The organism is Vibrio tubiashii (assembly GCF_028551255.1).
Classification (GTDB): Bacteria; Pseudomonadota; Gammaproteobacteria; order Enterobacterales; family Vibrionaceae; genus Vibrio; species Vibrio tubiashii_B.
The window spans coordinates 379,481-393,802 of the sequence record NZ_CP117029.1 but is presented as its reverse complement, the minus strand read 5'-3'; the positions used below and the strand labels follow the sequence as shown (position 1 = coordinate 393,802).

Annotated in this window: 9 protein-coding genes; 6 read left to right on the top strand and 3 right to left on the bottom strand. The window is 46.3% G+C overall.

Annotated features, from left to right (window positions below; genetic code table 11):
- Positions 1-64: 64 nt before the first annotated feature.
- Positions 65-2,101, bottom strand: coding sequence for a TonB-dependent receptor (locus LYZ37_RS01900; protein ID WP_272786238.1), 2,037 nt, complete (start codon positions 2,099-2,101; stop codon positions 65-67).
- 220 nt (positions 2,102-2,321) lie between these two features.
- On the opposite strand from LYZ37_RS01900, the gene LYZ37_RS01895 reads away from it, so the two are divergent.
- Genes LYZ37_RS01895 through LYZ37_RS01875 form a run of 5 tightly spaced genes read left to right on the top strand, consistent with a single transcriptional unit; the run spans position 2,322 to position 9,573 of the window.
- Positions 2,322-3,536, top strand: coding sequence for an ATP-grasp domain-containing protein (locus LYZ37_RS01895; RefSeq protein ID WP_272786237.1), 1,215 nt, complete (start codon positions 2,322-2,324; stop codon positions 3,534-3,536).
- Positions 3,533-5,344, top strand: a complete 1,812-nt coding sequence (locus LYZ37_RS01890) for an IucA/IucC family protein (RefSeq protein WP_272786236.1) — start codon at positions 3,533-3,535, stop codon at positions 5,342-5,344. The genes LYZ37_RS01895 and LYZ37_RS01890 overlap by 4 nt, the downstream gene beginning before the upstream one ends.
- A gap of 6 nt (positions 5,345-5,350) precedes the next feature.
- Positions 5,351-6,550: an MFS transporter gene (locus LYZ37_RS01885; RefSeq protein WP_272786235.1), complete on the top strand. Its 1,200-nt coding sequence runs from the start codon at positions 5,351-5,353 to the stop codon at positions 6,548-6,550.
- The gene (locus tag LYZ37_RS01880) at positions 6,522-8,348 is read left to right on the top strand and encodes an IucA/IucC family protein (RefSeq protein WP_272786234.1); all 1,827 of its coding nucleotides are present in this window, start codon (positions 6,522-6,524) and stop codon (positions 8,346-8,348) included. Before LYZ37_RS01885 ends, LYZ37_RS01880 begins: the two co-directional genes overlap by 29 nt.
- Positions 8,341-9,573, top strand: coding sequence for a type III PLP-dependent enzyme (locus LYZ37_RS01875; RefSeq protein WP_272786233.1), 1,233 nt, complete (start codon positions 8,341-8,343; stop codon positions 9,571-9,573). Before LYZ37_RS01880 ends, LYZ37_RS01875 begins: the two co-directional genes overlap by 8 nt.
- 164 nt (positions 9,574-9,737) lie before the next feature.
- Here LYZ37_RS01875 and glmS read toward each other — a convergent pair whose 3' ends face one another.
- Positions 9,738-11,570, bottom strand: coding sequence for a glutamine--fructose-6-phosphate transaminase (isomerizing) (gene glmS / locus LYZ37_RS01870; protein WP_272786232.1), 1,833 nt, complete (start codon positions 11,568-11,570; stop codon positions 9,738-9,740).
- Between the two features lie 82 nt (positions 11,571-11,652).
- Complete coding sequence (locus LYZ37_RS01865; RefSeq protein ID WP_272786231.1) at positions 11,653-12,414, bottom strand: DeoR/GlpR family DNA-binding transcription regulator; 762 nt, start codon at positions 12,412-12,414, stop codon at positions 11,653-11,655.
- Between the two features lie 432 nt (positions 12,415-12,846).
- Here LYZ37_RS01865 and pykF point away from each other — a divergent pair, with 432 nt between their 5' ends.
- Positions 12,847-14,259 (top strand): pyruvate kinase PykF, encoded by a 1,413-nt coding sequence (gene pykF, locus LYZ37_RS01860; protein ID WP_004742539.1) that lies wholly within the window; start codon positions 12,847-12,849, stop codon positions 14,257-14,259.
- Positions 14,260-14,322 lie beyond the last annotated feature (63 nt).

Genomic DNA, 14,322 nt, shown 5'->3' with positions numbered 1-14,322 from the left:
GGGCTAACATTCCTCAAAATGAGGTAACAAAGCTCGCTACTAAGTAGCGAGAATTCGAATTTATCTAGAATAGGTATCCATAGCTGAGCATGAACTCTGCTGGAGCACCGTAGCCAATCTGGTTCAATCCAGACTTGCCATTGGTTGCACCCAGGATGTACTTCTCATCAAACACGTTGTAAGCGTTGGCTTGTATTTTGTGACGACCTGTTGTGTAAGCCGCCATCAAGTCCACTGTGGTGTAATCACCCAGAGCAACCGCTTCATCGTTACCTGCGTAACGATCTCCGACATACTTAACCCCACCACCTAAACGCCAGTTATCATCGAGTTGATAGGTGCTCCACAATGAGAACAGATGATCAGAGACATCATTAGGTTTCTTACCTGTCTCTTTGTCTTCCGCATCAAGGTAGCTATAGCCCACTGAGATATCCCATTGCTGCGTGATCTGGCCACGAGCTTCCAACTCGATACCTTGATGGCGGGCTTCAATCTTATCGATCACATCACCATCGGTATTGGTCTGCGGTTGTTCTTGGTCAATTTGGAACACTGCGGCGTTAAGCATCAGAGCATTGTCTAGTAGGTAGGCTTTTACACCCACTTCTTTCAGGTCGGTATGGAAAAACTCAGCCAGTTTTGGATTGATGTAGATACCAGAGTAAGGCAGCTGCCAAGAGCGCGCTAAACTCGCGTATACCGACATGTCATAGTTGACTCGGTATACAACACCAGCACGGTAACTGACCTTGTTATCATCAAGATTTTCTTTCGCTGCCCCTGCTTTTTGCTGCTCAAGATCCATTGAGTCATAACGCACATTACCAATCAGTGAAAAATCACCAAGCGTGTAAACATCTTGGATGTAGATGCCTGCTGTTGTGGTCGTGTTATCACGGAAAGGTTTAAAGCCAGGGTTTGGTGTTGTCCCCACTGTTGGGTTGTAAATGTTTTGCGGTGGTAATGTTTTGTCACTGGCTAAAGTCAGATCAATATTGATTTGATTGTAGTCAGCACCAATCATCAGCTGATTAGATGCCGTCTCCCAAACTAACTCAGATTGAAGTGTGGTTGTTGTGCGAGGATCGTAGCCAAAGTTGTTTACCGTTTGAGTCACTTCATCGCCAACGACCGTGCCTTGACGTGTGCCCTTTTGCTCAAGCTCAATGTGATTGTATGAAGCTCGGTTTGTCCAAGCCAACTCATCATTCAGGCGCCATTCATAGTCTACAGCGATGCGAAGACTGTCAGACTTTTGGTAGTCATTGGTACCACCAAAGAATGTGCTCTCAGGAACATCAACTGGCTTGCCGTTTTTTGATGGTACACCGCGGTAAGGCACGAGCTCTTGGTGGGCATATTCCACATCGAAATCAATGGTATGCCCTTGAGCAGGTAACACGCGAATAGTGGGGGCAATAAAGAAGTCGTTAGAGTCGACATGGTCTACATAAGAGTCCGCTTGGCGATACTCTAAGTTGATGCGCCCATTGACCTTGTTGTTAAACGCCATAGAGCTATCAATCTGGCCAACAAATTGGTTATGACTGCCAACACCGCCATTTACATTGGTGAAATTGTCACCATTAGCTCGCTTGGTCACCAAATTGATGATGCCACCTGCCGAACCCCGACCATAAAGTGCGCCTGCGGGTCCTTTGACCACTTCTACACGCTCAATGTTTGCCAGACTGCGATAAGATTGCAAGGTACCGTCGTCTCTCATCCCATCACGATACATATCATTGAGCGCATCGAATCCACGAATCACAAACTGGTCTCGGCTACCTTCGCCTAGGGTATTGTTTACACCCGCGACACCATCTAAGGCATCAACTAGTCGCACAGCGCCACGGTCTTGCATTTCCGTCTTAGTCACAACCGAAACCGCCTGCGGAACATCTAACCACTCGACATCCGTTTTTGTTCCTGACTGCGGCATATGCTCGGCATAACCTTCATACCGATGACCAACAACCTGCACGGTTTCATTCGCTTCAACGTTCTCAGATGCCGATACACTCGGCACGACTGCCACTGCTGTTAACGTTCCTCCGATGGCTAATGCTAAGGGGGAGAGGGCCAACTTAATTTCCATTTTATTGATTCCATTAGTTTACAAAACCGCCAATAAGCGAGAATGTAAACAGAAATCATTTGCATTTGCAATATAAATAATATCTTCTATATTTATTTGCCCCACACAGCGGGGTTAATGATAAAAAAATCAATAGAATCATAATGATAAATATAAAAATAAAAACACTAAAGCCTACTGTGAGCGCTCAGTAACAACGTTAGGAAAATTAGGAAAGCCCATGAAATCAACGATGATCATCGTGAGTCATGTCGTTAACGATGCAGTCACCCATGGATTCGTGCCTGCAGCAAAAGCGATAGGTCTTCACGTCGTTTTGATCACTGATCACAAGCTCAACCATCTAAAATTGGCGAGTGAAGATAATCCGTTCAACCCCGATGCCATTCTCGAATGTGATGTTTTTAATCCGCTTGAACTGATTGAGCTCATCACCGAGCACGATTTGCACCCAGCCGCCATTTTTAGTAACAGCGATCATTTACAGACCTCAACCGCTATCTGTGCTCAGTTCTTTAACTTGCCCGCTAAAGACTGGACTGTGACGTTAAAAGCCAAGAACAAGCACTTAACTCGCCAAGTACTCAGTGAAAAATCGCTACCAAGCACACCAAGTGCCTTACTGCATCAAGGTGACTCACAGCCTGGCCAAACACTCAACTTTCCTGTGGTTGCAAAACCAAAAGAAGGGGTGGCGAGTTTGGATGTTCAACGCTGCGACTCCACTGCAGAACTTGAGCGTTATTGCGATGCATTCTGGCAAAAGCACCCAACCACTCCTGTCTTGGTTGAAGAGTTTCTGCAGGGGCCGCTTATCACCATTGAAACCTTGGGAGACGGGGAGAAGCTGCTTGCCGTTGGCGGATTTGATGTCGATCTGTCTGCCCCACCTCACTTTATAGAGACAGCTGCCTGCTGGAATGGCGATAACAGCGTCCAGTTTCGTGATGAATGCCTGCGCCAGTTAAAAGCATTTGGGGTTGGATTTGGGGTGTGCCATAGCGAATTTATTATCACCCAGTCAGGCCCTGTATTGGTTGAAGTCAATTACCGAAGTATTGGTGATGGGCGAGAATTTTTACTCAATAACTTAAGTCACCATCAGTGGTTTAGCACGATTCTAAAACTGCACCTTGGGCATAAGCTCGAAGAAGATTTTGCTATCCAAGGCAGCGCCCAAGTGCATTATGTGGTCACCGACTCAAGTGGAACCATTACGGGCACATCCACCTCTTTCACCCACCAAGAAGGCGATATTGTTACGCAGCAACAGGTGCTCAAACCTGCTGGCGAACGTATCCAACAAAGCTTTTCAAACAAAGACTACCTAGCCAGAATCTCTATCTGCTCTCCGTCTGGACAAGTCTTGCAACCTTCACTAGAACAAGCTCTCGCCGCTTTCGACCTTGAGCCAGCTAAGGAGGTAACAGCATGAATACCAACGTTTTATACCTGACTCAGCGCTTAATCGATACGTGCCTCCGCGAAGATCTGTTTGGATTAGTTTCCCAAGGCGTTTTCATTAACGAGCTCCCCAACGAACTAAGCCTTAAGGCGTACGGCGCAGAGCAAACTTGGCTAACTTTCTCTGCTCAAGGTTTAAATCTCTACCTGCCTGTTAAGCCTTGTTATTACATGCAGCGCTGGGTATACGGCGTTAGCAATTCTCACTCACCAGTAGGCTGGTTTGTTGAGAAAAACGGCATAGTTGAATCACAGCTAGATTACCGCGACTGGATTGAAGTCTTAAAGGCCTGTGCTGATGAAGGCTCCCATCCGTTGCTCAATGGGTATTTACAAGAACTTGAATGTGCTGAAAAACATAAACAGTTGTGTGACCAAGCATTCGAGCAAAACTCACCCACTTTGATGCAGCCAATATCTGAACTCGATAGTTGGGCGAGTAAGTTGTTACAAGCAGACCAAATCGCGTCATACTTAGATCATCCCTACTACCCGACTGCTCGCGCAAAGTTTGGTTTGAGTGATAAAGACTTAGCCCAGTATGCCCCTGAGTTTGCTCAGCGTTTTACCTTACGTTGGTTGGCGATCGAGAAATCACTTGTCACCTTGACCTCTGCCCAGCCGGAGTGTTGGCCGACGATGGAACAAGTTGGCTTGCCTGCTGACTTTGCGCTAAGCCATGTGCTTTTCCCTGCTCATCCATTGACGCTAAGCAGTATAGAGTCACTACCTCAAGGCGTGATTGAAGCTCCAAACGCTTTCCTTGAAGTTACGCCGACCTTATCGGTGCGTACTGTGGTCGTAAACCATGCCCCGCATGTGCATATTAAAGTGCCACTTATCATGCGCTCATTAGGGACCAAGAATATCCGCCTTATTAAGCCATCAACACTTTATGACGGTCATTGGTTTGAGCGTTTGCTTACGCATTTAGAGCAAACTGATAGTGAACTCTGTGGCACGCTTTTCCATTGCAACGAAAAGCATGGCGGACACGTTGGCGATGACAAGACTTTCGCTTACATTGTGCGCGAGTACCCGGTTAACCACTGCCAAGATAAAGCCTTAGTTCCTGTTGCTGCTCTTGCTAGCCCAATGCCAGATAGTCGCTTGTTCCTTGAGCATCTCGCTGAGCAATACTATCAACAAGATACATTGGCTTGGTTTACCGACTACGTTGATCTGTTGTGCAAAGTGCATCTAACGCTTTGGCTGCGCTACGGGATTGCTTTGGAATCAAACCAGCAAAACGCCATTATTGCCTTTAGCGACGAAGGCAAAATGACGTTGGCGATGAAAGACAATGATGCCGCTCGTATTTGGCCAAGTCGTTTCAAAAGCTTTGAAAAGAGCTCTCCTGTTCAGTGCGAACAATTACTCGACCAACGAATCAAAGTCGATAATGAACTCGCGCTTGGCCAAATGTTTACCACGATTACGCTACAGCTGGATATTGCTGCGATCGTCGAGGCAATGGCAGCACAAGGGATAGCCTCAAGCGGAACCTTGTACTCCATCGTTGCAACCAGTCTCTCGCAGCATATCGCTCAGTTAGGCGCACAAGGGCATGATACGAAGTTGGCGCGCGAGCTCTTGTTTGACTCGCCAAACTTATATGCCAAATATCTGCTGAGTTCGGGCAGCCTGCTGTCAAAAGAAGCCTCTGGGGCAAGCGACATCAATAAGTATTATGGCCTATCCGCGCCCAACTTCTTGTTGCTAACCAGCGAAGAAGCTCAACATCAATACCTCACTGCCATTCAACACAGCGTGAGTTAATTGATCATGACCAAACTCATCTATAGCGTACTGCTTTGCCACTTTATCGCCGCCTTTGCTGCGTTAGGGATGCCGCTATTCTTACCGACGGTGTTACCCACATTAGGCACTCAGGTAAGTGCAGAATGGGCCGGCATTTTGTTCATTCTCCCTACCTTCTGCACTGCAATGGCGGCGCGTTTTTGGGGACAATTTGCCGACCAATACGGCAGGCGTCGTTCTCTGCTCCGAGCTCAAATTGGGCTTGCGCTAGGGTTTATGCTGTGTGGCTTAGCAACAACGCTACCCATGTTTGTGTTTGGTCTCATAATTCAAGGAACGTTTGGCGGCACAATGGCTGCCTCGAATAGCTACCTTTCAAGCCAAATAGAAGATGCAAAAGCCTTAGCTAAAACGCTGAATAAAACCCAATTATCCGCCCGATTAGCTCTGATTGTGGCACCAATTGGGCTGGGGTCAACCTTGTCGGAAACCAACCCGCTCAATGCGTATTTGTGGCTAGCAGTATTACCGCTAGTGGCTTTTGCGATCACGTTGACACTACCGGTCGAACACACCGAATCCCGTCCACCTCAATTAGAAGATTCCATTGGCGAAACGGATGTGACATCAGAGCGCTCTTTACGTGTGCTCTATTGGGTGTTTGGAGCTCAGTTTAGCTTCGCTTTCGCTATGGTTGTGACCTTCCCGTATTTCTCTCCTTATGTTCAACAATACGGCGATGTGAATCCGGCGTGGATTGGTTTTTTGTATGCGCTACCGCATGGTGTTTATCTAGTGTTTGCACCTAAGGTTCATCTTGTTGACAAGATGTTCAATCGCCACCAGCAGCAACGCACACTTTGGCTCGGCTTTGCGTTACTCTCCGTCAGTTGCTTGATGCACCTTGCTCAACATCAAACCGTACTAATCGTGGCGCGCGTCCTGTTTGGGCTTGGCATGGTTTGCTGTTATCACGGACTACATCAAGCGCTTGCTACCCGACTTAATAGACGACAATGCGGCAAAGTGTTCTCTCGCTTTGATGCGATGTCTAAATGGGGCGGCGTTGCAGCAGGTGTTGGCGCCTCTTCTATTATACGTTTCTATTCGCTCGACGTTCCTTTCCTACTTTCTGCGTTGGTCAGTGCGGCGACTCTTATCGCACTGATCATTCATTCAAAATTTGGACATCAACATGTTACAAACTCCATTATCCCCGAGTGACCCAGTTGCGAAAAACCAAGCGCAACTGAACAATAGAAAAGCACAGCTCAATACTATTATGGGCCTCGTCAACTGCTATTTACGTGAGTACGCGATCCCTAATAACCAAGTCGATTGGCAGTATGGTTCGAGCTCTTTACCGCAAACATTGAAGCGTAACTATTCGCAGCAACAGCGGGTGGCGATTCATCTTCCTGAACAAAATGGGATTTTGTTATTGCCTGTTGAGTACGTAAGTCAACTGGGTAAAGTCAAACTAATGGGTATGCCTTGGAGCAAACTGCCAGGTTCCGGATGGTGCCAACTCGACGCACTACAAACCCTGACACTGCTACTCAACTATTTAAAACAAGTCTTAACCATTCCATTCAACCATGAGCTTGTCACTCAGATGGAAAACAGCCTGTTGGTCACGGAGCAATTTCTAAACGCGAACAGAAAACCTCAACAGCACAATGCGTTTATTGCTTCAGAGCAATCATTGCTTTGGGGCCACTCCTTCCACCCAACACCAAAAAGCCGCTCAGGTGTCAGTATGGATGATCTACTGGCCTGCTCACCAGAAGTAGGCGCCAGCGTCTCGCTATATTGGTTTGAAGTGGATAATGAGCTACTCGACCTACTGAGTGCAGATGAACGTCACGGACCGACTGCGATGATTGAGCAACTAGCTCCAAAAAAGCCCCACTCAGCGGGTATGACACTTTACCCTTGCCATCCATGGGAAAGTTACACGCTATTGCAAAACCCATTGATTCAGCAAGCCATTGAGCAAGGTAAAGTGAAGCCACTTGGGCTAGGCGGAGAAAAAATGCTGCCAACCTCATCGGTACGCACCTTATACCACCCAGAGACAAAGTGGTTCGCGAAATTTTCGATCAATGTTCGCTTAACCAATTGTGTGCGTAAAAACGCGTGGTATGAACTCGATAGCGCAGTACAACTGAGCTCGATTTTGCAGCCGATAAAAGAGAGCGAACAGTTGCACAATCCGGTTTTCAAGGTCATGACCGAACCCTTTGCTACCACCATCAATCTAGAGTCGATTGACGACCAACAAAAGGAACACATCACGAAAGCGCGAGAGTCTTTCGGTATCTTATATCGGGAGAACTTATCCTTAAGCGAAATTGATGTTTTGGAACCAACGTTGGCGGGCGCGTTATTCGCCTATGACCGCAATGGTGAAAGTTGTATCGCCGCACAATTGAAAAGCAAAGCACAAGCGTCAGAAACCCCCTATCACGATATCGCAACCCTGTGGTTTGAACGCTACTTACACTGCCTGATTCCCGGCGTGTTCAACTATTACTTTAAACATGGCGTCGCATTTGAGCCCCATTTGCAAAACACCCTGATTGGGTTTGAAAAGGGCATGCCCTGCTGCGTGTGGATACGTGATCTAGAGGGGACCAAACTGCTTCCAGAATTCTGGTCACCGGATTCATTAAACCAGCTCTCTGAACGCGCTCGTCAATCGGTTTACTATAGCCGTGAACAAGGTTGGAATCGTATAGGTTACTGTACCTTCATCAACAATATCAGCGAAGCCATTTTCTTCATTGCCGAAGGAAACCAATCCCTTGAGAGAACGCTTTGGCGCTGTGTGAAAAGTGCCATTATTCGCTGGCAATCTGTCAATGGAAAACAAGCTGAGCTTGAATCCTTGCTTAACGGTGGCTGCCTGCCGAGCAAAAACAACTTTACGACGCGCTTGATGCAAAGAGCGGATAAAGAATCCAACTACACGCAAGTTCAGGTGCCATGGACGAACCACCAAGGAGCCAGTCATGAATAATTCTCCTCAGATTCCTTTGCACATTGAACAAGAGATTTTGCAACTAGCAACCCAGCAAGAGCAGCCACTTTGCGCCTACATCTACGACTTAAAGGCACTGGAACAACACATTAAGCAGATGAGCCATGTACTGCCAAAGAATGTCGAACTGTTTTACGCCGCAAAAGCCAATCCATCAGAGCCAATCTTGAAAACTCTCGCACCTTATGTCGACGGCTTTGAAGCGGCGTCAGGCGGAGAGTTAGCTCACCTGCACCAACAGCAACTCAATATGCCTTTGATCTTTGGCGGCCCAGGTAAAATGCCGAGCGAACTTGAGCAAGCGATAGAGCTCAACGTGGACGCTATTCATGTAGAAAGCCTTACCGAGCTACAACGCATTGGCGCATTAACCCAAAAGCTCGACCGCCGCGCCGCGATTTTTCTTCGAATGAACATCGATATTGGTGATATCAGCTTAAGTAAACTCGCGATGGGTGGAAAGCCGACCCCATTTGGTTTGGATGAAAGTGAACTAAGTAATGCCCTCACTCTGCTGAGCGATTTCCCCAAAGTGCATTTAAAGGGTTTTCACTTCCATTTAATGTCTCATCAACTTGACGTTGATCGTCACCTCGCCTTAATGCAACGTTACTTCCAAGTCGTTAAAGCGTGGCAAAGACAATTCGAGCTCGATGAGGTAATGATTAACCTTGGCGGGGGAATGGGGATTAACTACCAAAATGATGAGCAACATTTCCCGTGGATAGAGTTTTGCGACAAGCTAGAGTTTCTGATTGCTAAAGAACAAGTTCAAGATTGGCGACTACGATTTGAATGCGGGCGTTTTATCTCCGCGCCATGCGGTTATTACGTCATGGAGGTGTTAGACATCAAGCAAAACTTAGGGGAAAACTTTGTCATTGCACGTGGTGGCACACATCACTTCCGTACCCCTGCAGCGCAAAGCCATGACCATCCGTTCGCGATTTTGCCGAGCAATAAACCCAAAGCTATCTCACAGCCAATTGCTCATACCCAAGCAACATTCGTCGGCCAACTTTGTACACCCAAAGACGTTCTGGCAAGAAATAAAACTGTTACTCAGCTAGATATTGGCGATTATGTCGTGTTTACCCTTGCTGGCGCCTACGCTTGGAACATCTCCCATCAGAACTTCTTGATGCATGAGCCGCCACTTTTTCACTACTATGGAGAAAGTGAGCCACACCCTAGTCTGAGTTGATAGATACTCGCTAAAGCACACGCTACATTTCAGCCAGACCTATTAACGTCTGACATAAAAAACCTCCTGATATCGTTCAACATATATCAGGAGGTTGATTTTAAATAGACTCTTTTGGCTTTACTCAGACTCGTCTATCTATTGCCGAGTCTGACTCTCGCCCATTATTCCACTGTCACCGCTTTCGCTAGGTTACGTGGTTGGTCAACATCCGTTCCTTTAATCAAAGCAACGTAGTAAGACAGAAGCTGCATCGGGATGGTGTAGTAAATCGGTGCCGTAATCTCGCTGACGTGCGGCATAGTGATGATCTTCATTGTCTCATCAGCTTCAAAGCCCGCATCTGCATCGGCGAATACATATAATAAACCGCCACGTGCACGAACTTCTTCAACGTTCGATTTTAGCTTCTCTAACAGTTCGTTACTTGGCGCGACCACCACAACTGGCATGTCTGCATCAATCAGTGCTAGTGGGCCATGCTTTAATTCACCAGCAGCGTAAGCTTCAGCGTGGATGTAAGAGATCTCTTTTAGTTTAAGAGAGGCTTCCATTGCGATTGGGTAAAACTCACCACGACCTAAGAACAGTGTATGGTGCTTATCAGCAAAATCTGTCGCCAACTCTTCAATGTCTTTCTCAAAAGAGAGCGCAGCATTAATTTGCTTAGGTAGTGCATGAAGCGCTTCAACAATCTCTTGCTCTTTTTCTTTGCTGATACGACTTTGTTGCTTACCTAATGCAGTCACTAACATCAGCAAAGCTGAAAGCTGAGTGGTAAAGGCTTTGGTTGACGCCACGCCAATTTCTACGCCAGCACGTGTCATAAAGGCAAAATCAGACTCACGAACCAGCGAAGAGCCAGCAACGTTACAAATCGTCATTGCAGCCATATAGCCTTTCTCTTTGGCTAGGCGCAGAGCTGCTAAAGTATCAGCAGTTTCACCGGATTGAGAAAGCGTGATTAACAGGCTGTTCGGACGCGTCACAAATTTGCGGTAACGGAACTCAGAAGCAATTTCTACGTCACAGCTTACGCCAGCGAGATCTTCAAACCAGTAACGAGCTGTCATACCTGCATTGTAAGAAGTACCACACGCAACGATTTGTACATGCTCGACTTTGCTTAGGATTTCCGCTGCATTAACACCGATAGCTTCGGTTACCACAGAGTCTGATGTAATACGGCCTTCCATGGTGTTGATCAGTGCCGTTGGCTGCTCATAAATCTCTTTTTGCATAAAGTGACGGTACTGACCTTTGTCACCCGCATCATGCTCAGCATTAGATTCCGTAATCTCACGTTCTACATGCTCACCTGAAGCATCAAATACCGTCACTTCACGGCGTGTAATTTCCGCAACGTCACCTTCTTCTAGGTACATAAAACGGCGAGTCACGTTAAGCAGAGCAAGCTGGTCAGAGGCAAGGAAGTTCTCACCGACACCAAAACCAATCACGATAGGGCTGCCTGAACGAGCAACGACAATACGCGAAGGGTCTTTACGATCCAATGCCACTGTGCCGTAAGCACCTTCAAGTTGCTTCGCGGTCTTTTGGACTGCTTCTAATAGTGTTTCAGAACTACGTAGCTCCCACTCAACCATATGAGCGATCACTTCAGTATCTGTTTGAGATTCAAAGACGTAACCGCGAGACTTAAGTAGCTCACGTAGCTCTTCGTGGTTCTCAATAATACCGTTGTGCACCACTGCAATGTCGCCTGACATATGTGGGTGGGCATTCGCTTCAGAAGGTTCACCATGCGTTGCCCAGCGAGTGTGCGCAATACCTGTTCCGCCGACAACTTGTGCCGAATCTACCGCGTCTGCTAGCTCTTGCACTTTACCAAGGCGACGAACGCGAGTTAGGTTTGACTCACCATCAACAATCGCCACACCCGCAGAGTCATAACCACGGTATTCAAGGCGACGTAATCCTTCTACTAAAATTTCAGCGACATCTCGTTGTGCAACAGCACCGACGATTCCACACATATTCAACTCCAATTTGTTGATTCCGATAGGCAGCAAGCAAAGGCCAGATTCGGAGAAGTAAGATTAAAAATTTTGTTTAACGTTATGCACAAAGCACTTTGACGCCATGAGATTCAATTTTTGTTTTTAACTCTGGGTCTAAATCTTTGTTAGTAATTAAGATATCAATGGCATCCCAAGCTAACTCTAAGTTAGGGATCTTTCTGCCGATCTTTTCCGACTCGACCATGACGATGACCTCGCGTGACACCTCAGCCATCACTTTACTTAGGCCAACGAGCTCATTGAAGGTGGTGGTCCCGCGCTCAAGATCGACACCATCTGCGCCAATAAATAACTGGTCGAAGTCATATGAGCGTAGAACAGATTCTGCAACTTGACCTTGAAACGACTCGGAGTGAGCATCCCAAGTTCCGCCAGTCATCAATAGAGTCGGTTCGCTCTCAAGCTCATTCAGCGCGTTGGCGACATTAAGAGAATTAGTCATCACCACCAAACCGCGCATGCCATCGAGCATTTTGATCAGAGCGCCAGTTGTACTGCCACTGTCGATCACAATACGGTTATGCTCGCGGATCAGCTTAACCGCCGCCTCCGCCAACTCGTTCTTTCGAATCGAAACATTTTCGTTCATTTCGTCGCTTACCACTTCTTTCGGTAAGGCAATCGCACCACCATAGCGACGAAGAAGCTGACCATTTTTTTCTAGCGAAGCAAGATCCTTTCTAATCGTCACTTCAGAGGTTTCAAATTGAATAGAAAGTGCTTCAACGCTGACCTCTCCCTTCTCATTAACTAGATTAGAAATAGCGTGTCTTCTTAGCTGAGTGTTTCGTTTCGACATTTAATTCATGCATTCAAGTTTCGAACTGAAAGAAATTATAGTCAAGTCGAAACATTTATGTCCATTTATTTCGATCCAAAAAATTAATATTTAGCGCAAAAACCTTGTCCTAAGACAATTGTTAAGCAGTGATATTGAAATCATTAGGTGGTAGAATTCGCACCCTAAAAGAAAAAAAATTACAGAATTGACCGTTATTTTTTTGCAATCTAGCCACTATATCCTAGTGTTGTCACAAAAATACGGCGTTAAACGGCATTAAGTTGGTCATAAAATGACTAAACTATGTGAAAGACTTTCAGTTCTGGAGCCAACTAGATGTAATGCTGTCATGAAGAGTTGGCAGGCACAAAATGCCTATTCGACAGCCTTGGTTTCAGACCAATAACCGACTTTCAAATTGTAACTATTATCGACCGGAGAGTATCTTCCATGAAAAAGACCAAAATCGTATGTACGATTGGCCCTAAAACTGAATCTGTAGAGAAGCTAACTGAACTAGTAAACGCAGGCATGAATGTAATGCGCCTGAACTTCTCTCACGGTGACTACGAAGAGCACGGCACTCGTATCGCGAACTTCCGCAAAGTAATGGAAGAGTCTGGTAAGCAGCTTGCTATCCTTCTAGATACTAAAGGCCCAGAAATCCGTACTATCAAACTAGAAAACGGCGATGACGTTGATCTAGTAGCTGGTCAAGAGTTCACTTTCACAACTGATATCTCAGTTGTAGGTAACAAAGATAAAGTAGCAGTAACTTACGCTGGTTTCGCAGCAGACCTAAACGTTGGTAACACTATCCTAGTAGACGACGGTCTAATCGAAATGGAAGTACTTGCGACTTCTGAAACTGAAGTTAAGTGTAAAGTTCTTAACAACGGTGCACTAGGTGAAAACAAAGGTGTTAACCTACCAGGCGTTTCAGTAAACCTACCTGCTCTATCTGAAAAAGATAAGAACGACCTTAAGTTTGGTTGTGAGCAAGGCGTTGACTTCGTTGCTGCTTCATTCATTCGTAAAGCTTCTGACGTTCAAGAAATCCGTGAAGTACTTGCTGCAAACGGTGGCGAGAACATCCACATCATCTCTAAGATCGAAAACCAAGAAGGTGTTGATAACTTCGACGAGATCCTAGAGCTTTCTGACGGCATCATGGTTGCTCGTGGCGACCTAGGTGTTGAAATTCCAGCTGAAGAAGTAATCTTCGCTCAGAAGATGATGATCGAGAAGTGTAACCGTGCACGTAAGATGGTTATCACTGCAACTCAAATGCTTGATTCTATGATCAACAACCCACGTCCTACTCGTGCGGAAGCAGGCGACGTTGCTAACGCAGTAATGGACGGTACTGACGCAGTAATGCTTTCTGGCGAAACTGCAAAAGGTAAGTACCCTGTTGAAGCGGTAACTATCATGGCTCAAATCGCGAACCGTACTGATTCAGCACTAAAAGCTGAGCTTGGTTCTCGCCTAGATAGCCCACGTCTACGCATCACTGAAGCAGTATGTAAAGGCGCAGTTGATACAGCTGAGAAACTAGCAGCTCCTCTAATCGTTGTTGCAACTGAAGGTGGTAAATCAGCACGTTCAGTACGTAAGTACTTCCCAACAGCGAACATCCTAGCGCTTACAACTAACACTAAGACAGCAGCACAGCTAGTTCTAACTAAAGGTGTTACTCCAGTTGTTGTTGATTCTATCGAGAACACAGATGCGTTCTACGTAGCAGGTAAAGAACTTGCACTAGAGTCTGGCCTAGGTAACAAAGGCGACATCGTTGTTATGGTATCTGGTGCACTTGTTGCTTCTGGTACAACAAACACTGCATCTGTACACGTTCTATAATAAAACGCATACAATTGCACATTCTATTAAAGAGGGCTTAGGCCCTCTTTTTTTATATATTTT

Bases quoted from the DNA above. Each gene is read 5' to 3' on its own strand.
- pykF (WP_004742539.1), top strand. From the start codon at position 12,847: ATGAAAAAGACCAAAATCGTATGTACGATTGGCCCTAAAACTGAATCT.
- LYZ37_RS01890 (WP_272786236.1), top strand. From the start codon at position 3,533: ATGAATACCAACGTTTTATACCTGACTCAGCGCTTAATCGATACGTGC.
- glmS (WP_272786232.1), bottom strand. From the start codon at position 11,570: ATGTGTGGAATCGTCGGTGCTGTTGCACAACGAGATGTCGCTGAAATT.
- LYZ37_RS01895 (WP_272786237.1), top strand. From the start codon at position 2,322: ATGAAATCAACGATGATCATCGTGAGTCATGTCGTTAACGATGCAGTC.
- LYZ37_RS01880 (WP_272786234.1), top strand. From the start codon at position 6,522: ATGTTACAAACTCCATTATCCCCGAGTGACCCAGTTGCGAAAAACCAA.
- LYZ37_RS01900 (WP_272786238.1), bottom strand. From the start codon at position 2,101: ATGGAAATTAAGTTGGCCCTCTCCCCCTTAGCATTAGCCATCGGAGGA.
- LYZ37_RS01865 (WP_272786231.1), bottom strand. From the start codon at position 12,414: ATGTCGAAACGAAACACTCAGCTAAGAAGACACGCTATTTCTAATCTA.
- LYZ37_RS01885 (WP_272786235.1), top strand. From the start codon at position 5,351: ATGACCAAACTCATCTATAGCGTACTGCTTTGCCACTTTATCGCCGCC.
- LYZ37_RS01875 (WP_272786233.1), top strand. From the start codon at position 8,341: ATGAATAATTCTCCTCAGATTCCTTTGCACATTGAACAAGAGATTTTG.